Source organism: Capnocytophaga haemolytica (assembly GCF_001553545.1).
Lineage (GTDB): Bacteria > Bacteroidota > Bacteroidia > Flavobacteriales > Flavobacteriaceae > Capnocytophaga > Capnocytophaga haemolytica.
Genome location: NZ_CP014227.1, coordinates 2,053,892 through 2,076,432, shown reverse-complemented (window position 1 = coordinate 2,076,432; position 22,541 = coordinate 2,053,892). Strand labels below are relative to the sequence as shown.

Below are 22,541 nucleotides of genomic sequence, written 5' to 3'. Positions count from 1 at the left end.
AATTTATGTTCGAAATAACGCAGGGTTTACGCTCTGCGTTATTTTGTTATAGACGTTTTAGATAGAGAAGGTTATTGCTTTTTGTGTTGAAAGACAATGATATAAGCTACTGTTAGGTTTCATTGTTTAAAAATATATTGTCTTTTTAGCTTGTTAATTTAAAAGAAAGTCGTACTTTTGCCTCCTATGAATGTATTGGATATAGAAACGGTAAAGAACTTACTGTCTAAGCAATTGAAGATTAGTATTATACCTCATAAAAGTCCTGATGGCGATGCTATTGGGAGTTGTTTGGGGCTGTATCATTATTTAAAGATGAAAGGTCAGGACGTTACGGTGGTTTCGCCTAATGATTTTCCTGAGTTTTTGAAGTGGATGCCAGAGGCGGAGAACATTGTTATTTATGATACAGATAAAGAGCGTGCTACTAAGCAAATTGAGAAATCGGGGCTTATTTTTACGCTCGACTTTAATTCGCTGAGCCGTGCGGATAGTTTGACCCCGTTGTTGGAGGCTTCAAAAGCTACGTTTGTGATGATTGACCACCATCAGCAGCCTGATGACTATGCACGGGTGAAGTTCTCAAATCCAGAGGCGAGTTCGACGTGTGCGATGCTCTATTTATTTATGGATGCGATGGGAGATAAGAACCTTATTGATAAGACCATAGCTACTTGTCTTTATACGGGTATTATGACTGATACGGGCAACTTTAAATATCCAACGACGACTAGCAATACGTTGAGGATCGCATCTTTCCTCATTGATAAAGGGGCTAATAATGCTAAGATTAATAGTGATGTATTTGATACACAGAGCTATGATAGGTTGCAGCTTCTGAGTGTGGCTATTCGCAATATGGTGTATAATCAGGAATACCAAGCGGCTTATATCACACTTAATGCTGAGGAGATGGCAGCGCATAACTGCCAAAAGGGTGATACTGATGGCTTTGTAAATTATGGTTTGAAGATTGATGGAGCTAAGTTAGCAGTGATTTTTATTCAGGAAGGGAGCTTTGTGAAGATATCACTGAGGAGTAAATATCCTTATGACGTGAATGTATTTGCACGTAAGCACTTCAATGGTGGGGGACATATCAATGCAGCAGGAGGAAGATTTGATGGGACAATAGAGGAAGCGGTTGCTTACTTCAAAAAGGTGTTGCCTGAAATACGCTATACTGTGTAAGTAAGTTCATTTTAGGTTTTTACAGTATTTATAATGATAAATTACAATACAATGAATATACTAAAAAAGATACCCCTGTTGATGCTTTTTGGCACGTTTTTGGTGGGGTGTGGTGATAAGCCTGCTCGTCATCCTGTGATGAAGAAGACAAGTACTTTTCTGAAGGAATCGGCGAAGAAGAATAAGGCTTTGCTCAAGACGGAAGAAGCACTGATTGATTCTATTATTAAAAGGGATACTGTGCATACTTTTGTAGATTCGCAAAATGGCTTTAAGTTCTATTACACAGAGCAGAAGCCAGAGGCGAGTTATACGGCTCAGTTTGGTGATTTGGTGACTTATGATTACAGTCTGTCGGACTTACGAGGAAAGGAAATCTATCAAGAGAAACCTGATGGAGAGTACACTTATAAGGTAGATCAGCAGGAGCTTTTTCAAGGGCTAAATTCAGCGCTAAAGCTGCTTAAGGAAGGCGAGAGTGGAGTGTTTTATTTTCCTTCAAGTATGGCGTACGGCTATCGAGGCGATAAGGATAAGATCGGCACTAATCAGCCTGTGATAGCAAGAATACAGGTCTTCAAAATAGAAAAGAACAAAGAGAAGATAGCTCCACGACCTGAGTAAAAAATGAATTTAATTGATAAATTATATGAAACGAATGAATTTTTTGATGCTGCTTGCATCGATGCTTGTATTTTTTAGTTGTAATTCACAAAAGAAAGTTTACAACGATTTAGGAGATGGCTTATTTGCTGACATCCAAACTACCAAGGGCAATATGATAGTGAAGTTGAACTATAAATTAGCTCCTATTACGGTAGCGAACTTCGTTAGCTTGGCTGAAGGGACTAACACTTTTGTAAAACCTGAGTATAAAGGGAAACACTACTACGATGGCACTACCTTTCACCGTGTGATTAAAGACTTTATGATTCAAGGAGGTGACCCTACTGCCACTGGTATGGGTGAGCCTGGTTACCGTTTTGAAGATGAGTTCTCACCTGAGCTGAGGCACGATAAGAAAGGGATTATCTCAATGGCTAACTCAGGACCTGCTACTAATGGTAGTCAGTTCTTTATTACACATAAAGCAACTCCTTTCTTAGACGGTCGCCACGCGGTGTTTGGTGAAGTGGTAAAAGGTTTAGACGTACTTGACGCTATTGCTACTACTGAGACAGGACCTCAGGATAAGCCCGTACAAGATGTGAAGATCAATAAGATTGTTATCGTTCGCAATGGCAAAGATGCAAAGGCTTTTGACGCACCCAAGGTGTTTAAGAAATACTTTGACGATATTGCTAAGGTTGAGAAAGAGAATGCAGCTAAAGCTGAGGCAGCAGCTACTAAATTCTTAGCAGAAGTAAAAACACAAGAGCCACAAGCGAAAGCACTTCCTTCAGGAGTGAAGATATTTACTCTTAATAAGGGCACTGGCGCACAGCCAAACCACAAACAATCGGTATTGGTGAACTACGCAGGTCACTTAAAGAATGGAATGCTCTTTGATTCAAATGTTAAGGAAGTTGAAGAGGCTTATGGTAAATATAACCCAATGCGTGAACAAGGAGGAGGTTATCAAGCCTTCCCAATGCCATATAGCAGTGATGCACAGTTGATACCAGGCTTTAAAGAGGCTTTACTGACAATGAAAGTAGGTGATAAAGTAAGAGTATTTATCCCAGCAAGTCAAGGATATGGCGAGCGAGGTGCTGGTGATGTAATCCCACCTAATAGCGACCTTATCTTCGATATTGAGATTACTGGTATCGCAAAGTAATTAGAAATCACGGATCAGGAGATAGAGATCAGAGGCAAGAGATGAATGCTGTTACTAACAGTTGTACTCTTGCCTCTGATCTTTTTTTGGATTTCTTTTTCTGTTTGATAAAAAAGTCGTATCTTTGCAAAAATATTTAGTAAGGAAGATGGTATATAAGTTTAGAGTAATACTTGATGTAAAGGAAGATGTATTTCGAGATATTGCTATACAAGGTGAAGATAGCCTTGAGGATTTTCATAATGTGATTACACAGTCGTTTGGCTTTGCAGGTGATGAGATGGCATCGTTCTATCTTTCAGATGACGATTGGCAACAAGGGGAGGAGTTTACCCTTTTTGATGTTTCTGAGAGCGGTGAAATCCGCCTGATGGAAGAGACGCCCATTGACGAGGTAGTAGATGAAGAAAATCGCCGATTGCTGTATGTGTACGACTTTATGTCGATGTGGACTTTCTTTGTGGAGCTTGTAGAAATAGATGAAGAGGCAGTAGGTGTGAGCTATCCGCTGTTGCTGAATGCTGTGGGCAGTATTCCCGCAGAAGCCCCTGAAAAGGAGTTCGTAGCTGATGACTTCAATGAGTTCGACGATGAGTTCAACGACTTCGATATGGATGAGGAGGACTACGGGGCTTTTGCCGAAGATGCTTATTACTAATGTACAATTTATAATGTATAATTCATAATAAAAGGAATGCTTAATTTATATACAACGAATATAGAGACGCTCTCCATTCACCGTGTGGGGAACCAAAGCAAAGGAGAGCCGATATTTCTCTCTGAGCAGCCTTATGCCCTTAATGATGAGGTAGTGGGTTTGCTCAAGGAGTATTTTTTTAGACCTTTCCGTGAGAAGGAAGAGAACTACTACCGCTTTACGCACGAGGTGGATGTAGAGGGGAATGAGTTATACCGATTGGTAAGTGCTATTTTTGAGGATGAGCGCACCGTGCACGAGCAGTCGAAGAAGATTGCTGAACTGCTCTACCGCCAGAGTAATCACCCTCATATCAAGAGTGGTGAGGTGTACGTAACCCTGCTGCACGACTCGTATTTGGATAATGAGAAGGTGCACGCGGTAGGTATCTTCAAATCGGAGGTGAAGAACCCTTTCTTGCAGTTTGAAGAACACCAGAACCAGCTGGATATGATTGTGCAAGAGGGGGTGAATATCCACAAGCTCGACAAGGGTTGTATCGTGTTCAATGTCAATAAGGATGAAGGCTATAAGGTGCTTTCTATCGATAGCAATCGCTATGATACCAAGTATTGGCTTGAGAACTTCCTCGGGGTAGATGCGCTTATTGATGATAATTTCTACACTAAGAAGTACTTAAAGTTCAGTCAGGATTTTGCTAAGGATGTGGTGCTCCCCGCTGAGGATAAGAAGCAGGAGGTACTCTTTATGAACCGCGCTATCAATTACTTTGCTAAGAACGATGAGTTTGAAGAAACACAGTTTATGAACGAAGTTATAGACAACCCCGATCTGATCCCTGAGTTTCGCAATTATAAGGTAGAGAAGGGACCTAAATACCAGATTGAGGACGTTTCTGCCTTCCCCATAGCCAATAAAGCGGTGTCGGACGTGCGCAAGAAGATTAAGAACGTCATCGACCTTGATACCAACATACAAATCCGTATGGACTTCGTAAACCCTGAGTCGGCTGAGAAGTTTATTGAGAAAGGTTGGGATGAGGAGCGCCAGATGTACTATTACTTAGTGTATTTTAATAAAGAACAAAAAGCCTGATGACTGAGCTTTGAGGTCTCAGGTATGAGTATAGAAAGATAGCTTTGAGTGATCATAATAATCGCTCAAAGCTATCTTTTTATGTTCGTGCTACACGGATGGTAGCTACTTATTTACGTTTTAATACGCGCTGTACGGCAGCTATTATCCCATCTTTATCAAGCCCGTATTTGTGCATTAGCTCAGCAGGGGTGCCACTTTCGCCAAAGGAGTCATTTACGGCTACCAGCTCTTGTGGAGTAGGACAGTGAAGTGCCAATACGCGTGCTACACTCTCGCCCATCCCGCCGTAGTAATTGTGTTCCTCACAAGTAACAATGCAGCGAGTTTTGTTCACTGAATGTAAGATGATACTCTCATCCAAAGGCTTAATAGTATGAATGTCAATCACCTCGGCATTGATACCCTGAGCCTCCAACACTTCAGCGGCTTGGAGAGCTTCCCAAACTAAGTGCCCTGTAGCTACGATAGTAACATCATTGCCCTCAGTGAGCCGTAAGCCTTTGCCTATTTCAAAAGTCTGTTGCTCAGGTGTGAAGTTAGCTACCGCAGGGCGACCAAAGCGTAGGTACACAGGTCCTTCATAGTCGGCAATGGCAATGGTAGCCGCCTTTGTTTGGTTGTAGTCGCAAGGGTTGATCACTACCATATTAGGCAGCATTTTCATCAAACCTATATCTTCTAATATCTGGTGTGTTGCCCCATCTTCACCGAGGGTGAGCCCAGCGTGTGAGGCACATATTTTCACGTTTTTATTAGAGTAGGCTATCGACTGGCGTATCTGGTCGTAAACGCGCCCTGTGGAGAAGGCTGCGAAAGTGCCTGTGAAAGGTATCTTTCCGCCGATAGCTAAGCCTGCGGCAATGCCCATCATATTTGCCTCAGCAATCCCTACTTGGAAGAAACGCTCAGGGCATTCCTCGATAAATTGCTCCATCTTCAACGATCCGATGAGGTCGGCACAGAGGGCTACTACACGCTCATTGGTGCGCCCGAGTTCTGCTAAACCCGCGCCAAAGCCGCTGCGGGTGTCCTTTTTTCCTGTATCTGTATATTTTTTCATTGTAATAATTTGGTATCTAAAATGGTGTATTTGTTAACAGTTTGCAAATTTAAACTTTTTGTCTTTAATCTTCCAAATTTTTCCTAAATAATTTTTGTTAAGGATTAAAAAAGGATGTCTCCGTTCTCGCTTCGTTGTGGCTTCGATGGTGACTTAGCATCTCAATAGGGTAGGGGGGAGGGCTTCTTTTTAAAAAAACGTATAAATACTTTCGTATGTTTGTAAAAAGTATTATTTTTGCGCTTTCATTTTAGGATAAGACAAGCAAATGACATCACAAGAGATACGACAGAAATTCTTACAATTCTTTGAGAGTAAGGGACATACGATTGTTCCATCTGCGCCTATGGTCATCAAGGGCGACCCTACGCTTATGTTTACCAATGCGGGGATGAACCAGTTTAAGGAGTATTTCCTTGGACACTCTAAGTCGCCGATGAAGCGCGCTACCGATACGCAGAAGTGTTTACGCGTATCGGGTAAGCACAACGATTTGGAAGAGGTGGGGCGCGACACCTATCACCATACAATGTTTGAGATGCTCGGCAACTGGTCGTTTGGGGATTATTTTAAGAAAGAAGCCATTACGTGGGCGTGGGAACTGCTCACTGAGGTGTATGGTATCCCGAAAGAAAACCTCTATGTAACGGTTTTTGAAGGCAGTGAGCAAGACGGCGTGCCTTTCGACCAAGAGGCGTTCGATATATGGAAAGGGCTGGTGCCAGAGGAGCGTATCCTCTTTGGGAATAAGAAAGATAACTTTTGGGAAATGGGCGACCAAGGTCCGTGTGGGCCTTGTACCGAGATACACGTAGATATACGTTCGGCAGAAGATAAGAAGAAAGTCGCTGGGCGTGAGCTCGTTAATAAAGACCATCCGCAGGTGATTGAGATATGGAACAACGTGTTTATGGAGTTCAATCGTAAGGCAGACGGCTCATTAGAGAAGCTGCCTGCGCAGCACGTCGATACCGGTATGGGCTTTGAGCGACTTTGTATGGTGCTGCAAGGCAAACAATCGAACTACGATACAGACGTCTTTACGCCGCTTATCCACAAGATAGAGGAAATCACAGGCACTCAGTACAGCAACGGCACCGACCTTACTGAGGGGCAAGAGGCGGTGAATATCGCTATCCGTGTGATTGCCGACCACGTGCGCGCCGTATCCTTTGCCATCGCCGATGGGCAGCTGCCCTCTAACAATGGGGCAGGCTATGTGATACGCCGCATTCTGCGTAGGGCAATACGCTATGGCTTTACCTTTTTGGGGCAGAAAGAACCCTTTATCTATAAGCTCTTGCCAACGCTTGTGGCGCAAATGGGTAGCACTTTCCCTGAGATTGAGAAATACCAGTTGCTCATTGAGAATGTGATTCGTGAGGAAGAAAACTCGTTCCTGCACACCTTAGAGCAAGGACTTTTGATGCTCGATGTGATGATACAGAACACCACCGACAAGGTGCTCTCAGGCGGCAAGGCGTTTGAACTGTACGATACCTACGGCTTTCCGATAGACCTCACCGCACTGATACTCTCAGAGAAAGGCTTAACCCTTGATGAGGCAGGATTTGAGGAGCATTTGCAGAAGCAGAAAGAGCGTTCGCGCGCCGCAGCCCAAGTGAAGACAGACGATTGGGTGGTGCTTCGCGATGACGATGAAGAGGAATTTATCGGCTATGATACCCTTGAGGCAGTGGTGCGCTTGGTGAAATATCGCAAAGTGGAAAGCCAAAAGGACGGCACATACTACCAATTGGTGTTCAACACTACGCCTTTCTATCCCGAAGGTGGTGGACAAGTGGGCGACAAGGGAACGCTTACCGATGCTAGCGGTACTATTACCTATATCCTCGATACTAAGAGAGAGAACAATCTCATTGTACACCTATCGGAAACCCTCCCCGATAACCTCACCGATCCATTTCAAGCACAGGTACACCCCGCAGCACGTGCGTTAGCCGCTGCCAATCACTCCGCTACCCACCTGCTGCACCAAGCCCTGAGAGAGGTATTGGGCACGCACGTAGAGCAAAAAGGCTCAAAGGTAGATGGCCAAAGTTTGCGCTTCGACTTCTCGCACTTTGCCAAGCTAACCGATGAGCAACTCGCTGAGGTGGAACGCAGAGTAAATGAGCGCATTATGCAGAAGATACCGCTACAAGAGCACCGTAATATCCCCATTCAGCAGGCAGTAGAGCAGGGGGCTATGGCACTCTTTGGCGAGAAATACGGCGATAAAGTACGTATGATACAATTCGGTGAGAGCCGAGAGCTTTGTGGGGGTACACACGTGAAGAATACAGGTGATATTTGGTACTTTAAGATCGTATCAGAAGGGGCAGTAGCAGCAGGGATACGCCGTATTGAGGCCATCACTGCGCTGGCAGCTTTAGAGCACTTTAAGCAACAAGAAAAGCAGCTCGCAGCCGTGAAACACACCTTGAAGAATGCCCAAGACCCTGTGAAAGCCGTGAGTCACCTACAACAAGAGAACGCACGATTGCTCAAAGAGATAGAAGAGCTCAAGCACGCCCAGGCGTTGCAGAAGAAAGGAGAACTGAAAGCCGCCTTTAAGGAAGTGAATGGTGTGCAGCTCCTCACCCAAAAGCTCGATATGGATATGGCTACCTTAAAGGATTTGGCCTTTGCCCTCGGTGCTGAGGTGCCCAATGCGTTTATCCTCTTTGGGGCAGAGCAAGAGGGTGGTAAGGCGTTGCTCTTGTGCTATATCAACAAAGAGCTGGCAGCAGCCAAAGGCTTAGACGCAGGCAAGGTAGTGCGCGAATTGGGTAAGTATATACAAGGAGGCGGTGGCGGACAGCCGTTCTTTGCCACAGCAGGCGGTAAGAAGCCCGAAGGCATTGCTGAGGCACTCGATAAGGTAGTGGAATTTATATGAACTTCTTAGCACATATTTATTTATCAGGAGATGATGACCCGCTGTTGACGATCGGCAATTGTATTGGCGATACAGTGCGTGGCAATCAGTATAAGGAGTACCCCGAGGCGTTGCAGCGGGGTATTCTTTTGCATCGGCGTATAGATACCTTTACCGATGCGCACCCTGTGTTCAGGCAGAGCAAACGCCGCTTGGTGCCGCGCTTTAATCACTATGCGGGGGTGATAGTCGATATTTTTTATGACTATCTGCTCGCTAAGCATTTTGGGGAGTATTCGCCTATATCGCTGCACGATTTTGCGCTGCGGTTCTACACCTCAGTGCAGCAGAATTGTCAGCTATTGCAGCCCGAGGCACAGCACTTGTTGCACTATATGCTCCGCGACAATTGGCTGGAACGCTATGCCACAGTGGAGGGCATCACCCGCACATTCCACCAAATGGACGCTCGCACCGACTTTAAATCGGGAATGCAGCACGCCCCAGAGGTGCTCTTTGCAGAAGAAGAGGCGTTTGAGGCGGAGTTTAGGGTATTTTTTGAGGAGGTGCGAGGAGGAGTAAAACTAAAATAGCAATCTAAAAGTTTGTATATCTCAGTGCAAATGTGTTATTTTGCAATTCTAATTTACAATAGCAATGCTGGAGAAGATACGTTTAGAGGATATTCTTTTTTTTGATATAGAAACGGTACCAGAGTACGCGGATTTTGCCGAGCTTTCAAATGAGGAGCAGACATTGTGGGAGGAGAAAACGCGCTATGTGCGCAAGGAGGAGTTCAGTCCACAGGAGTACTACGAGCGTGCTGGGATATGGGCAGAGTTTGGGAAGATTGTTTGCATATCGGTGGGGGCTTTTTCGTTTAGAAATGCACAGCGCACGTTTAGGGTAAAGTCCTTTGTGGGTCAGGAGTGCACTATCTTAAAAGGTTTTGCACGCTTGCTCGAGGAACATTACAGCAGGGCACAGCAGCTGCTCTGCGGTCACAACAGCAAGGAGTTTGACATTCCTTACGTGGCGCGGCGTATGATTATCAATGGGTTGCCATTGCCTCAGAAGTTGCAACTCTTTGGCAAGAAACCGTGGGAGATTCCTCACATTGATACGTTGGAGTTGTGGAAGTTTGGTGATTATAAGCACTATACCTCGCTGAAACTCTTGGCACATATACTGGGTATTCCCTCACCTAAGGATGATATTGATGGCAGTGAGGTGCGGACGGTGTTCTATGAAGAGAGTGATATAGACCGCATTGCGACTTATTGTGAGAAGGATACCATCACAGTGGCACAGATACTGCTCAGGCTGCGCAATGAGCCGCTGTTGGAGGATGATGAGATATTAATTATAGATTAAGGAGAGTGGTTACTTAACTTTATCAAGGTGGGCTTGAATTCCTATATAATTAAATTTTAATTGCTTTATTCCTCAGATAAAAATCTACCAGCACCAAGGCCGTCATCGCTTCTACGATAGGCACGGCTCGCGGCACCACACAAGGGTCGTGTCTGCCTTTGCCTTGCATTGCCACCAATCTGCCGTCAGTGCTGAGGGCTTCTTGCTCCTGCATCAGCGTTGCCACGGGCTTAAATGCCACGTTGAAATAGATGTCCATCCCATTGCTGATACCGCCCTGCACGCCACCCGAGTAGTTGGTACGAGTAGTGCCATCGGCATTGAAGCGGTCGTTGTGGGCACTGCCACGCATCCGTGCACCTGCAAAGCCACTGCCATACTCAAAGCCTTTCACAGCGTTGATGCTCAACATTGCCCGCCCCAGCTCAGCGTGGAGCTTATCAAACACGGGCTCGCCCAAGCCTATGGGTACGCCTTGCACCACACAGCTGACTACCCCGCCTACCGTATCGCCCGCCTTGCGCACTTCCTTGATGTATGCCTCCATCTGCGCGGCTATCTCCACATCGGGACAGCGTACGGGGTTCGCCTCCACAAGCGATAAATCCAATTGCTCGTATGGGGTTGCTAAGGCTATTTCGCCCACGGCAGAAGTATAAGCAGTGATGCTTACGCCTTTGAGGAGTTGCTTACCGATAGCTCCCGCCACTACACGAGCCGCCGTCTCACGGGCTGAGGACCTGCCCCCACCTCTGTAATCGCGTATGCCGTACTTTTGTGCGTAAGTGTAATCGGCGTGGCTGGGGCGATACACCTCCTTAATGTGGTCGTAATCTCCTGAGCGTTGCGCTTCATTCTCAATAACAAAACCAATGGGGGTACCCGTAGTGCGCCCTTCAAATAGCCCCGAGAGGAAGCGAACCCTATCGCTCTCCTTGCGCTGGGTTACGATAGCCGACTGCCCTGGCTTGCGCCGATCGAGTTCTCGCTGGATAGCCTCAAAATCCAAAGCCACATTGGGTGGACAGCCGTCAATCACCCCACCTATCGCCTCACCGTGCGACTCACCAAAGGTCGTCAGCCTAAATAACCTGCCAAATGTATTCCCTGCCATTACAATTCCTGCATTTTACTAACAATCGTCTCTATGAGTTTTCCTAGTGGCGTCTTTACCATCATCGCGATGAGCGGGTTAAAGTCGCCATTGAAGTGCATTTGCACCTCCGTACTGTCCTCACTCAGGGCGTTCAGGTTGGTCGTCAGCATAAAAGGCAGTTTTCCCTCAGGAGCCCCCAATACCAACTGCGTAGCAGGCACTTCGCTCTTCTTCTCCAAAGTGATTTCAGGCATACCTTTCAGCGCAAAGACAAAAGCATCGTCCCTAAGCATCTCAAACTTTACGAGGTTATCAGGCATCAGTCGTTCAAAGTTCCGTACCTGCGCCAGCTGCTCAAAAAGAGCCCCTTGCGACTTCCCCACCACAATTTTCTTACTTTCTAATTCCATACTTCCTTATTCCTTATTTCTTATTCCTTATTTCTTATTCCTTATTTCTTATTCCTTATTCCTTAACTATCATCGTTTCCCATCCATCATATTCCCCGTTATTATCCAACGCCACATCTACCAAATCCCACGTATCGACGTTGATAGCTACGGGCGTACCCACCTTCGATGCCAAGATGCGATACCCCAAATCCGCATTAGGATCGTCCTCCTCATCAGGCTCCACCTTGCCCACATCGATAATCTCATAGCCCAGTTCGCGCATCTTATCCGCAGCGCGCTGTGTATCCTTGTCGGTTTCAAAATAGAGATAATGCTCTATCGGGCGAGGCACCTCCACTTGGTCGCCTACCTCTCTGGCGTGATCCCTCACTTTGTCATTTTGGATTGCCTGCATCTCGTAAATATTGGGGTAGAGGTAATCGAAATACACCTCCCAAGCCTCATTGGCAGCTATTTTCACCGCAAGCGGATAGTCAGAATATTGCCCCTCTACAGCCTTTACCGCCTCTTCCAACGCCTTCCCATTGGCGGCATAGCAATGCCACGCCACTTCCCCTTGGTAGGTTACCACCCCAGCGAGGATAGCCCCCTGCGCCTCAACCACTGCTGCGATAGCATCGTCAATAGCATAAGCAATCTCCCGTTCTTCTTCATCGTAAAAACCATTCTCATCAGGCTTTTTCAGCTGAATACTCACCCGCACCGCCTCGGGATACCCCTCAAGGGGCAAGACCTCAGCCAGCCCCAAATTCACTCTAAAAACCGCAGACTTATCATCTATATCACCGATATAGACCGCCCAATTCTCAGGTATTTTAACATTCTCCATAAAAAGTCTATTATAAGTAAGTTATTTTTTCCACGTTTCTGGACTCTTCCTCCACTCCTGAAGCGTTTCCAATTCGTCATTTTCAATGTACCCTTCTTTTAAGGCTGCTTTAAGTAGGTGATCATAATCACTTAACGTCTGTAAAATGACATTTTCCTTCTGGAAATTCTCTTCCGATAGCTTAAATCCGTAAGAAAATATAGCAAGCATTCCCAATACATCTGCCCCAGCATCTCTTAAAGCTCGTACAGCGTTAAGACTACTCATTCCAGTGCTTATTAAATCTTCAACAACAATTACCTTAGCTCTCTCTTCGAGCAAACCTTCTATCTGGTTTTGTCTTCCGTGTTTTTTAGGTTCCGGGCGAACATATATAAAGGGTAATTTAAGTAGATTTGCCACTAACATACCTATGCCGATCGCTCCCGTAGCTACCCCAGCAATGACTTCGGTTTGCGGATAATTTTGTTGTATTTGTAAAACTATTCGCTGAGCTACAAATTCTCTAATCCCTGGATATGAGAGAATTATACGATTATCGCAATAAATTGGCGAATGCCAACCGCTCGCCCACGTAAAATAATTTTCTGGTTTCAATTTAATTGCGTTAATTTGCAATAAATATTGAGCCGTTTGTTTAGCGGTATACTCATTAAATATCATAATATATGTGTGTAATTTACTTAGACGATAAGTCTATTATTTTGACAAATGTACGGGAAAATATCGGAACCAACAAATTTTTCGAGCTAAAAGATATCTCCTTTGAGGTAATCCTCTCGGAACTAAGTAGAAAGGATGTAGACAGCCTCTATCTTTTTCATCCTAAAAAGGGGAAACTTCTCAAAAAGTTTAAGAAATTGATCCCTACCATAAAAGCGGGAGGAGGCATCGTGCGCAACAAGAAATCCCAGATTCTGATTATGAATCGACGTGGAAAATGGGACTTCCCTAAAGGAAAGAAGGAAAAAGGAGAAAATATTGCCACTTGTGCACTTCGGGAAGTGGAAGAGGAAACTGGAGTGAAGAAATTGTTAATTGACCGCTATCGTACTACAACTTATCACATCTTTAAACGTGATGGACAGTACTTTCTCAAAGAAACGGTGTGGTATGATATGCATACTTCTTTCAAGAAAAAGCCTGTGCCTCAAACCGAAGAAGATATCGAAAAGGTCTGCTGGAAGGATGAAGAAGAGGTAAAACTGCTTATTAAGGATTCCTACAAGAATATCCAGCAAATCTTTGAGGAGGAGACCTCTAACCAATAGAAGAACACTATGCTCAAAGCCTCATTACTCGTTTTCCTTGGCAGTGGCGCGGGCGGCGTGCTGCGGATGCTCCTCGCGGGGGTGGTGAACCTCAAGCTACAAAAGTCGATGGCTTTCCCCATAGGCATTTTCACAGTAAACCTACTCGGTTGCCTGCTGATGGGCATCGGGTACGCCTATTTCAAGCAGCGGATCGCCCTTAGTGAGATGCAAATACTCCTTCTACAAGGCGTTTTAGGTGGTTTTACTACCTTTTCAACCTTCTCCGTGGAAGCTTTACAGCTGCTACAAGAAGGAAATCTGCTAAAATTCCTCATTTATAGCCTCGGAAGCATCGTTTTAGGAATAATAATGTGCTTTCTGGGAGCCAAATTAGTCGTTTAACAAGAAAATAACTTCGTATGAAAAGATTTATACTTGGAGCACTCGCTGCCCTGGCAGTAGTAGCCCTACTTTATTTTGTATTTAAGAAAAAGGAAAACAAAGAAATCCTTGAGGCTGATACGGCACTCATCCAGACGCAAATCGAGAACGTTAGCAAGTTGGTGGTAACCGAGGGACACTTTGCCGAGGTCATCTCCTACACCGAGAGCCAAAAGTACTTTATGGATCTCTTCACCGTTGATAAGAAGATACTCACCGTAGTAAATGCTGACGTTACAGTCGCTTACGATTTGAAAAAACTCCAATACGAGATCGACGAGGCGCAGAAGAAAGTCGTCATTAAATACATTCCGCAGGCAGAAATCAAGATCTTCCCAACGCTCAAATACTACGACGTAAGCCAAAGTCAAATCAACCCCTTTAAGGCTGAGGATGTGGAGAAGATCCGCAAGAAGGTGAACCTCCAACTCCGCAAGAAGGTAGAGGCATCTAACCTGAAGTCCAACGCCGAAAACCGTCTCCTCTCCGAGCTCTCCAACATTCTGGTGCTCACCAAGTCGATGGGATGGACGCTCGAATACAACAGCCTCCCCCTCAACGATTCGCAAGACCTAAAACTCATTGAGAAACCTTAACTACACTTCACTTTTAAAGCAATCCAACGATGAAAATCATCTGTATAGGTAAGAATTACACCGATCTATTAGCCGCAGAAGGCGCACCAACTCCCACAGAGATGGTGCTATTTACCAAACCCGATACCGCAGTTCACAATACCGAATTGCCTTATTACATTCCTGAATTTACTTCTGACTTGCTCTATGAGGCAGAAGTAGTGCTGAAAATCAATCAAAACGGAAAGGCTATCGCACCTCGATTTGCCCATAAGTATTATGAAGAAATCACTGTGGGACTTGATTTTACCGCCCGCGATGTGCTCGCACGCTTACAGCAAGCTGGATTATCGTGGGAGCGAGGTAAGGCATTCGATGGATCGGCAGTAGTAGGCACTTTTCTACCTAAACAAACCCTTGGCGACCTCTGCGCACTGCCTTTTTCACTTCAAAAGAACGGTGCAACAGTTCAAAATGGCAATACGCAGCGTATGTTATGGGGTTTTGATGCTATCGTATCGGAAGTTTCACATTACTTTACCCTCCGCAAAGGTGATTTAATCTTCACCGGAACCCCCGCAGGCGCCGCTCCTGTTAGCGTAGGCGATGTTTTAGAAGGATTTTTGGGTGATACATCTGTATTTAAACTCAAAATAAAAGGATAAACTAATGAGTAGAGCGTAGAGAGTAATGAGTAATCTTGTAGAACGTGTATCATAGTTTGATTATTTCATAATTCTACTCATTTTTCTTTAAAACTAAGTCGTTTTTCTTTAAAATTACATCGAGAACGCTTTTCTCCACTTGTAGATAACGCTTCTCCACTTATAGATAATACTTCTCCACTTGGAGATAAAGCTTCTCCACTTAGAGATAACGCTTATCCATTTGGAGATAACAATTCTCCACTTCAATTATCACATAATTCTACTTATTTTGTACAAATCTTACCTATTTATATACAAAATAAGGTAGTTTTTCTTCAAATCAATATGGATTTTCTTTAAATTAATGTGTAGCAGCACTAAATCAATGTAGATTTTCTCCCGCTCAATGTGGATTTACTAAATCTAAACATTGAGATTTGTTTTCTCAACATTGAGATACACTTTCTCAACATTGAGATACACTTTCTCAACATTGAGATACACTTTCTCAACATTGAGATACACTTTCTCAACATTGAGATACACTTTCTCAACATTGAGATACACTTTCTCAACATTGATATTTACTTTCTCAACATTGAGATTTACTTTCTCAACCTAAAAATGAGCAAAAAATGACTGTTTTTGTCAAAAATAAAATAGTTTTTGTCAAAAAATAAGTGTAGTAGATCTTCCTACAAGTGTAGTAACTCCTTCTACAAGTGTAGTAACTCTTCCTACAAGTGTAGGAACTCCTCCTACAAGTGTAGGAACTCTCCCTACACATAAAAAAACTCCTCCTTCAGGTGAAGGAGGAGGTTTCTAACCAAATTTTCAGATTAATTTAACAAAAATTGAAGAAAATCGATTTTATTTTAAGCCTCAGTAAGTATGCGGACATCTCTGAGGTAGATTTCGGCGTTGGGTCCCTCGTGGAAAAGCAAGTCCAACACTGAGAGATTGGCGATATAGCCGTGTTTGTCGGCAAAAATCTGATGGTAGGGCGGTGCCTCCACCTCGATGGGCTTCTTCGCCGTGCTGAGAAAGCGGTAATCTTGTACGCCCGAGGGGTGCTCCTCATAGGTGGAAGTGCGCGAAAAGTTGATATCGATCTGCATACACGCCAGAAGGGTTTCCACCGTGTCGATATTCACGTCCAAGAGGTAATCGTAATGCTTCTCGAAGAGGGGGGCGAGCTCATCCTCATAGTACTCGAAGTAAGGCGAAGTGCGGTAGGCGGTCTCAAGGCTTTTGAAGTGTTGCCGCTGCCAAGGGAAGTGGTTCTCCACCTTGACGTCCTTGTAATACTGCCTTCCGGTTTCGCCCCCAACGTGTTTTATGGGCACGCTGAGCATCTGCTTGCCGTTCGCACCATAGATATAAGCGCGGTTTCGAAGGGTTTGCTTCTGGTAATTGTCGCTTACCTCGAGGATACACAAGTTATTGAGCATTACGTGGAATGCGGCAATCGAAGGGAAATAAGTAGGATGTATAACGACTTGTCGCAGCATATTATTCTTTTTTCTTTTTCTTCAGTAGACTATACGCAGCCCATAATCCAAGTAGGGCGAAGACGTAGTAACGATAGGAAACGGGTTCTCCTTCTCCATTAACGGTGGTGAAAAGTCGCTCCCAACGCACCTTACGTAACCCTGATTCATTGCGATTTAAACTCATCCATACCAGCACTGGTTTGCCCACGATGTGATCTTCGGGAACGAATCCCCAAAAACGACTGTCCTCTGAATTATGTCGATTATCGCCCATCATCCAATAATAATCCTGTGCGAAAGTATACTTATCGGTTGGCTTACCATCGATGAGGATTCGTCCATCTTTCACAGCCAATTGGTGATGTTCATACACGGTAATGATACGTCGATAGAGGGGCAAGTTATCCGTAGTAAGCGCCACGGTAGTTCCCTTTTGAGGTATGGTAACAGGTCCGTAATTATCTTCATTCCAAGCGAATCGCTCGCTATGTGGGAATATCGCTGGGTTATATACGCCGGCCTTTTCGAGTTGTTTCTCCACGGATACCACCCCTGGGAATTGCCTCAACTGACTTGCGGCAAGGTCTGTGAGCGATGGAATGAGGTATACGTTTTCTTGATAACGGAACAATCCATCTGTCGCGCCCAGCTGTTTATATAGCGTATAAGGATCGAGCTGTAGCCCATCCTTTACGGTAACAAAATAAGAGGTTTGGAGCTTTGCTCGAACGGGATATCGCTCTTTCGCACCGTTAATATAAACATCGCCAGCGCGTATTTCAAGTCGATCGCCAGGTACGGCAACTGTGCGCTTCACGTAGTTAGATTTCTTATCGATTGGTTTATCAATATGTATCTTTGATTGATCACGGAAGAAGCGTACGGTATCTGTCGGCCAGTTAAATACAGTAATATCATTGCGCTGTACCTTTTGCAGGGCTGGCAATCGAAGGTAAGGCAACTGTGGGCTTTTTAGATAGGACTTTGTGCCAATCAGCGGGACGGAGTCGTGCACCATTGGCAAGGAAAGCGGCGTCATCGGCACGCGCACCCCGTAGTGGATTTTGCTTACAAAGAGGAAGTCGCCCACTAAAAGCGTCTTTTCCAAGGAGGAAGAAGGTATCATATAGGGCTGGATGAAGTAGGTATGGATTGCCGAGGCTGCGACCACGGCGAAAATCACTGCGCTGACCCACGAAGAGACGTTTTTCTTGATGACCTCCACGTCTTTGCCCACATAAGTGGCACTGGGCAGGTAGCTAACGTAAGCGGCGAAGAGCCCTAAGGTGAGGAGGGAGAGCAGGGTGTAGCGTTTCTTGCGGTACCCGAAGACGTGGAGCCATTCGTAGGTCATCACCACGACCATAATGTTGCCGATCACGGGCAAATACAGTAGGAATACCCACCACCACGGGCGCGAGATGATCCGCAAGAAGATGACGGTGTTGTAAAACGGCACGAACGCCTGCCACGCCTTGTAGCCGGCTTTCTCATAGCCTTTCCAGAAGAATAATCCGTTGAGGATTTGGGTAATTACGATGATGTAAACGTATATCATAAGTGTGATTTCTTTTTATGAATAATGATTTTGCAAAAGTAGGACTTTATTTTTGATTTGCTACTAAATGTTCCTTTAAAAAGTGCGCTACGCCGTCTTCTTTGTGATGTGTAGTGATGTAATCGGCAACTTGCTTTACTTCCTGACGAGCATTGGCAACAGCTACGCCACATCCCACACCTTCTATCATCTCAAGATCGTTGTAATTATCACCAAAAGCAACTACTGCGCTCAATGGGAGATGGTATTTCTTCTCAAGGAGGAGCTTTATTCCTGTGAGTTTGGAGACTTTAGCATCTGATACCTCGATGTAAGTCTCTTTGCCGCGATAGATATGCAAGTCGCTGGAGAATTGCTCAATAAGGAGGCGAAACATCTCGTCGATGAGGGCTTCTTCACCCATTAGCATCAGCTTGTGAACGCCTACGCCCTCGGCTTTCCACTGCTCGATGGCGGCTCTGTTGGAGAGGATTTGAGGCTCAGTGCGTGTGTTATGGGCTTCGCACTTTGCCCAGAAGTCGTCGGCAGGGGCATACCAGAGGTCGTTGTGGTAGAGGCTGATGTGTATCTGTCCGTCAAAGGTTTCCTCATTGTGTAGGACGATCTGCTCTGCGATGCTTAAGGGTATCTCGGTGGAGTGCAGCACTTGCTCGCCTTCTCGCACTAAGGCACCGTTGTAAGCGATCAGAGGCAGCTCAAGGATCCCTAATTGTCGCTGTAGGTACTCCATTTGCTTGGGCATTCGCGAGGATACCAGCACAAAGGGGATGTGCCCCTTGAGGTGTTTTACAGCTGAAATGGTGTTGTGTGAAAGTCCGCGCTCGTTGTTGAGGAGCGTACCGTCTACGTCGGAGAAGATAATCTGGTACTGCTTCATATTCCCAAGACGTCGTTCATAGTGAATATACCTTTTTTACCAGCGATCCACTCGGCTGCCATCACGGCACCTATGGCGAAGCCTTTGCGCGAGTGTGCGGAGTGTTTTATCTCGATGGTATCGACCTCGCTACGGTAGGTAATGCTGTGTATCCCAGCCACATCGCCGATGCGCTTAGCTTCTATGGGTATCTCATCTTTGGGGGCATTGCCGAGCTTCCATCCCACCTTGTCGGAGTGTGCGATGATGCCCTCGGCAAGGGTGATGGCAGTGCCGCTGGGGGCGTCGAGCTTCTGCGTATGGTGGATTTCCTCAATAGCGACATCGTAGTCCTTCAGGGGAGCCATCAGCTTGGCAAGCATCTTGTTGAGGGCGAAGAAAACGTTTACGCCCACACTGAAATTGGAGGCGTAGAGCAGGGCACTGTGGTGCTGCTGGCATAGCTCTACGGCTTTGTCATAGTCGGAAAGCCAACCCGTAGTGCCCGCAACCACAGGCACTTGGTGAGTGATGCAATTGGTGATGTTAGCAAAGGCGGTAGCGGGGGTGCTAAACTCGATAGCAACCTCAGCTTCCTCAATATTGTAAGGCGCGGAGTCCTTATCGATCTTCAAGACCACTTCGTGCCCGCGCTCCACGGCGATTTGCTCAATGGCTTTGCCCATTTTTCCGTATCCTAATAAAGCTATTTTCATATCTTACTGGTCAATCTCTATTGTGAGGTGCAAAGGTACGACATTTGGCTGAGTTATCAAAATGATTTGTGAAATCTTTGTGAAAAATAGAGAGAAATTGCATTAAGGTGCATTTCTGGAAATTTTATGTATTTAAGTTTATTTTTCCTTATATTGACCTTTAATTAGATTTTAGACGAGTCTAAAAAGGTGGGAGATGTGTTCGAGATGTGTTCGGGATGTGTTCGAGTAGTGTTCGAGATGAGCTCGAAAGAAAATTTTTCTGTGAGGAGGGGTGGGTTGTTTCGGCCTTTGATTAGGGGGTAGTGGGGTAGGGTAGGGGTAGGGCGATTTTATACTTTTTCGTATTTTTTAATGGTTTTATTTTGGTAGTTTGGTGCGAAATGCTACTTTTGCGCCCTCAAAATAACTAAAAGAATCACTAATGAAGAGAATTTTATTGCTATTGGTAGTAGTAAGTATCTCATTCCTAACGAGTTTTGCTCAGAACAAGCTCAGCAATCCAGAGATGTATACCGACCATAACAAGGGTAAGTTTTTCCTGTTTTGGGGTGGTAACCGTGATTATTACACCAATTCGGACATCCGCTTTAAGGGTGCGGATTACGATTTTACGATCTACGATGTGGAGGCGGTGGATAAGCCCAAGGGATGGCATATCGACTATATCAACCCTTTGCGTATGACTATTCCGCAGACGAATGTGCATTTGGGCTATTTTGTGAGTGATCACTACTATATTTCGGCGGGGGTAGACCATATGAAGTATGTGATGAAGCAGGATCAGATGGTGCGTATGAATGGGTATATCAATAACTCGGGCACTGCCCACGATGGGGTTTACAACAATGCGGAGAAGGTGCTCACTGAGGATTTCCTGACTTTTGAGCATACAGATGGGCTTAATTACGTGGTGCTTGAAGGGGCGCGTGTAGATGATATTTCACGCTTGTTTGGCATCAGAAACACCGATGCTTTCCAAGTACAACTCACTGAGGGTCTTGGCTTTGGTATGGTTTATCCGCGTTCTAACACTAAGTTGCTCAAGAAGGAGCGTTACGATGAGTTTCATATTGCTGGGGTGGGTGTGAATGCCAAAGCGGGCTTGCACCTTACGTTCTTAAAGCATTTGCTCATTGTAGGCGAGCTGAAAGGAGGCTACATTAATATGTACGACGTGCGCACTACTTACAGCATTGCAGACAAGGCGCAACACGATTTCTTCTTCTTTGAAACTGTGCTTGGTATTGGCTGGACTTGGCGGTTTTAAGAGTGTAAAGTAAAGATTAATAGGAGAGGCTTTTTAGCCTCTTTTTTTGGCTATATGGGTGATTTATGGTAACTTTGCCGTCATAAAGGTTTTTGTTATGAAAGATTACAGTACAGAGATCGCAAAGTGCTCACTATGGCTAATGGGGATAAGTGTTGTAGGGGTGTTGCTGTGTGTTATTTTTGATGCTGCGAATAGCTTTATGCGCTTGCTCATTGGGGTTGAGGCTGTATTGCTGCTTCTATTGCTCTTTGGTTTTCCGCTGTATTATCTTTATCACTTGGTGTTGCGGTTTATCTTTAAGAAAGAGCGTAAAGGCTTCCGACTGCTATGTTACGCAGCTATTTGCTATCTTGTGAGTATAGCCTTCTACGTAGTGCTTTTTTGGATTATCTATAATTACTCTTATAATGATGCAATAAGGCGACACCACCCGTAGCAATTAAAATGGGCTAACACACCGCTGACGTATTGGTGTGTTAGCCCATTGATTTTTAACGGCTATCTACTAAACTCTGATTAGGTATAGAACAACTGCGTAATCACTGAGTTAGAGAGTATAATCACGATGCTCGTCCATACGAAGGAGACGGTACTTGCCTTACCCACATCGAGGGCGCCCCCTTTCATATAATAGCCGTGATAGGAAGGGATGGTAGCCAAGAAGAAGGCAAAGACAATAGTCTTGGTAAAGGCATAGACGAGGCTATAGGCCTTGAAGTCGTACTGTACCCCCTGCACGAACTCGCTTGAGGTGGTATAGCCACTCATCACTGAGGCTGCCCATCCGCCCAGCACCCCGAGATACATCCCCAGAGCGATGAGGAAAGGCAGGAGCATCAAGGCTACTATCTTCGGAAATACCAAGTAATTGACAGAGTTTACCCCCATAATGTCTAAGGCATCGATCTGCTCGGTTACGCGCATCGTACCGATGCTTGAAGTAACGAAAGAGCCTATCTTACCAGCGAGGATAATCGCCGTGAAGGTAGGAGCAAATTCCAGCACAATGGATTGCCGTGTAGCAAACCCGATGAGGTACTTTGGTATAAAAGGATTGTCGATATTCAAGGCTGTTTGTACGGCTACTACACCCCCTACGAAGAAGGAGATGAAGGCTACTATGCCTATAGAGCCAAAGATGAGGTCGTCGATCTCCCTAAGTATTAAATCCTTGGTGATTGACCAACGCGTGCGCTTGCGAAATATGTCGTAGAGCATAATAAAATAGCCCCCAACCGCTGCTATGTGTTTCATTATCTAATGATTTTTTTAATGGGTAATGAGTAGTGAATAGAGAGTAATGAGTGTTATCGTTGTCTTGCTACTTGTTTCTCGCTTCTCTCTACTTA

General features: G+C 45.1%; 25 protein-coding genes. 15 read left to right on the top strand and 10 right to left on the bottom strand.

Going from position 1 to position 22,541, the window contains the following annotated elements; all coding sequences use genetic code 11:
• Positions 1-186: 186 nt before the first annotated feature.
• The 5 genes from AXF12_RS09330 to AXF12_RS09310 all read left to right on the top strand — a co-directional run bounded on the left by AXF12_RS09330 (position 187) and on the right by AXF12_RS09310 (position 4,724).
• Positions 187-1,191, top strand: a complete 1,005-nt coding sequence (locus AXF12_RS09330) for a DHH family phosphoesterase (protein ID WP_066430549.1) — start codon at positions 187-189, stop codon at positions 1,189-1,191.
• A 51-nt stretch (positions 1,192-1,242) separates the two neighbouring features.
• Positions 1,243-1,815 carry a gliding motility-associated peptidyl-prolyl isomerase GldI gene (gene gldI / locus AXF12_RS09325; RefSeq protein WP_066430547.1) on the top strand — a complete coding sequence of 191 codons (573 nt, stop codon included), beginning with the start codon at positions 1,243-1,245 and terminating at the stop codon, positions 1,813-1,815.
• A gap of 25 nt (positions 1,816-1,840) precedes the next feature.
• Complete coding sequence (locus AXF12_RS09320; protein WP_066430544.1) at positions 1,841-2,971, top strand: peptidylprolyl isomerase; 1,131 nt, start codon at positions 1,841-1,843, stop codon at positions 2,969-2,971.
• Positions 2,972-3,119: 148 nt separating this feature from the next.
• Positions 3,120-3,629: an IS1096 element passenger TnpR family protein gene (locus AXF12_RS09315; protein ID WP_066430543.1), complete on the top strand. Its 510-nt coding sequence runs from the start codon at positions 3,120-3,122 to the stop codon at positions 3,627-3,629.
• 36 nt (positions 3,630-3,665) lie between these two features.
• Positions 3,666-4,724 (top strand): nucleoid-associated protein, encoded by a 1,059-nt coding sequence (locus tag AXF12_RS09310; protein WP_066430541.1) that lies wholly within the window; start codon positions 3,666-3,668, stop codon positions 4,722-4,724.
• A gap of 109 nt (positions 4,725-4,833) precedes the next feature.
• Here the strand turns inward: AXF12_RS09310 and AXF12_RS09305 are convergent, their stop codons facing one another.
• Positions 4,834-5,787: a transketolase family protein gene (locus AXF12_RS09305; protein ID WP_066430539.1), complete on the bottom strand. Its 954-nt coding sequence runs from the start codon at positions 5,785-5,787 to the stop codon at positions 4,834-4,836.
• A 268-nt stretch (positions 5,788-6,055) separates the two neighbouring features.
• Here AXF12_RS09305 and alaS point away from each other — a divergent pair, with 268 nt between their 5' ends.
• The 3 genes from alaS (at position 6,056) to AXF12_RS09290 (ending at position 10,042) form a co-directional block, all read left to right on the top strand.
• The gene (alaS, locus tag AXF12_RS09300; RefSeq protein ID WP_066430537.1) at positions 6,056-8,689 is read left to right on the top strand and encodes an alanine--tRNA ligase; all 2,634 of its coding nucleotides are present in this window, start codon (positions 6,056-6,058) and stop codon (positions 8,687-8,689) included.
• Complete coding sequence (locus AXF12_RS09295) at positions 8,686-9,261, top strand: acyl carrier protein phosphodiesterase (RefSeq protein WP_066430535.1); 576 nt, start codon at positions 8,686-8,688, stop codon at positions 9,259-9,261. Before alaS ends, AXF12_RS09295 begins: the two co-directional genes overlap by 4 nt.
• Positions 9,262-9,325: 64 nt before the next feature.
• Complete coding sequence (locus AXF12_RS09290; RefSeq protein ID WP_066430533.1) at positions 9,326-10,042, top strand: 3'-5' exonuclease; 717 nt, start codon at positions 9,326-9,328, stop codon at positions 10,040-10,042.
• Between the two features lie 49 nt (positions 10,043-10,091).
• On the opposite strand, the gene aroC is transcribed toward AXF12_RS09290, so the two are convergent.
• The 4 genes from aroC to pyrE are packed head-to-tail and all read right to left on the bottom strand — an operon-like array spanning position 10,092 to position 13,043.
• Positions 10,092-11,156: a chorismate synthase gene (gene aroC / locus AXF12_RS09285; protein ID WP_066430531.1), complete on the bottom strand. Its 1,065-nt coding sequence runs from the start codon at positions 11,154-11,156 to the stop codon at positions 10,092-10,094.
• Positions 11,156-11,548, bottom strand: coding sequence for an orotate phosphoribosyltransferase (locus AXF12_RS09280; RefSeq protein WP_066430529.1), 393 nt, complete (start codon positions 11,546-11,548; stop codon positions 11,156-11,158). The genes aroC and AXF12_RS09280 overlap by 1 nt, the downstream gene beginning before the upstream one ends.
• Before the next feature lie 55 nt (positions 11,549-11,603).
• Complete coding sequence (locus AXF12_RS09275) at positions 11,604-12,380, bottom strand: DUF695 domain-containing protein (protein ID WP_066430527.1); 777 nt, start codon at positions 12,378-12,380, stop codon at positions 11,604-11,606.
• 21 nt (positions 12,381-12,401) lie between these two features.
• Positions 12,402-13,043, bottom strand: a complete 642-nt coding sequence (gene pyrE, locus AXF12_RS09270) for an orotate phosphoribosyltransferase (RefSeq protein WP_066430525.1) — start codon at positions 13,041-13,043, stop codon at positions 12,402-12,404.
• A 5-nt stretch (positions 13,044-13,048) separates the two neighbouring features.
• Between pyrE and AXF12_RS09265 the strand changes: the two genes are divergently transcribed.
• The 5 genes from AXF12_RS09265 (at position 13,049) to AXF12_RS09245 (ending at position 15,935) form a co-directional block, all read left to right on the top strand.
• Positions 13,049-13,651, top strand: a complete 603-nt coding sequence (locus AXF12_RS09265) for an NUDIX hydrolase (RefSeq protein ID WP_066430524.1) — start codon at positions 13,049-13,051, stop codon at positions 13,649-13,651.
• Between the two features lie 9 nt (positions 13,652-13,660).
• On the top strand, positions 13,661-14,035 hold the full coding sequence (gene crcB / locus AXF12_RS09260) for a fluoride efflux transporter CrcB (protein WP_066430523.1): 375 nt from the start codon (positions 13,661-13,663) through the stop codon (positions 14,033-14,035).
• Between the two features lie 17 nt (positions 14,036-14,052).
• Complete coding sequence (locus tag AXF12_RS09255; RefSeq protein ID WP_066430522.1) at positions 14,053-14,670, top strand: DUF4230 domain-containing protein; 618 nt, start codon at positions 14,053-14,055, stop codon at positions 14,668-14,670.
• Positions 14,671-14,699: 29 nt separating this feature from the next.
• On the top strand, positions 14,700-15,314 hold the full coding sequence (locus AXF12_RS09250; protein ID WP_066430521.1) for a fumarylacetoacetate hydrolase family protein: 615 nt from the start codon (positions 14,700-14,702) through the stop codon (positions 15,312-15,314).
• Positions 15,315-15,704: 390 nt separating this feature from the next.
• Positions 15,705-15,935 (top strand): hypothetical protein, encoded by a 231-nt coding sequence (locus tag AXF12_RS09245; protein ID WP_066430519.1) that lies wholly within the window; start codon positions 15,705-15,707, stop codon positions 15,933-15,935.
• 236 nt (positions 15,936-16,171) lie between these two features.
• Here the strand turns inward: AXF12_RS09245 and AXF12_RS09240 are convergent, their stop codons facing one another.
• From AXF12_RS09240 to dapB, 4 genes are read right to left on the bottom strand one after another with little or no spacing between them, the layout of a single operon-like run.
• The gene (locus tag AXF12_RS09240; RefSeq protein ID WP_066430518.1) at positions 16,172-16,807 is read right to left on the bottom strand and encodes a WbqC family protein; all 636 of its coding nucleotides are present in this window, start codon (positions 16,805-16,807) and stop codon (positions 16,172-16,174) included.
• A 1-nt stretch (position 16,808) separates the two neighbouring features.
• Complete coding sequence (gene lepB, locus AXF12_RS09235) at positions 16,809-18,347, bottom strand: signal peptidase I (protein ID WP_066430517.1); 1,539 nt, start codon at positions 18,345-18,347, stop codon at positions 16,809-16,811.
• Between the two features lie 46 nt (positions 18,348-18,393).
• On the bottom strand, positions 18,394-19,224 hold the full coding sequence (locus tag AXF12_RS09230; RefSeq protein WP_066430515.1) for a Cof-type HAD-IIB family hydrolase: 831 nt from the start codon (positions 19,222-19,224) through the stop codon (positions 18,394-18,396).
• Positions 19,221-19,919 carry a 4-hydroxy-tetrahydrodipicolinate reductase gene (gene dapB / locus AXF12_RS09225; protein WP_066430513.1) on the bottom strand — a complete coding sequence of 233 codons (699 nt, stop codon included), beginning with the start codon at positions 19,917-19,919 and terminating at the stop codon, positions 19,221-19,223. The genes AXF12_RS09230 and dapB overlap by 4 nt, the downstream gene beginning before the upstream one ends.
• Before the next feature lie 424 nt (positions 19,920-20,343).
• Here dapB and AXF12_RS09220 point away from each other — a divergent pair, with 424 nt between their 5' ends.
• The gene (locus AXF12_RS09220) at positions 20,344-21,189 is read left to right on the top strand and encodes a hypothetical protein (protein ID WP_066430511.1); all 846 of its coding nucleotides are present in this window, start codon (positions 20,344-20,346) and stop codon (positions 21,187-21,189) included.
• A 97-nt stretch (positions 21,190-21,286) separates the two neighbouring features.
• On the top strand, positions 21,287-21,628 hold the full coding sequence (locus tag AXF12_RS09215; protein WP_066430509.1) for a hypothetical protein: 342 nt from the start codon (positions 21,287-21,289) through the stop codon (positions 21,626-21,628).
• A gap of 80 nt (positions 21,629-21,708) precedes the next feature.
• Here the strand turns inward: AXF12_RS09215 and AXF12_RS09210 are convergent, their stop codons facing one another.
• Positions 21,709-22,446 carry an MlaE family ABC transporter permease gene (locus AXF12_RS09210; protein ID WP_066430508.1) on the bottom strand — a complete coding sequence of 246 codons (738 nt, stop codon included), beginning with the start codon at positions 22,444-22,446 and terminating at the stop codon, positions 21,709-21,711.
• Positions 22,447-22,541: the final 95 nt, after the last annotated feature.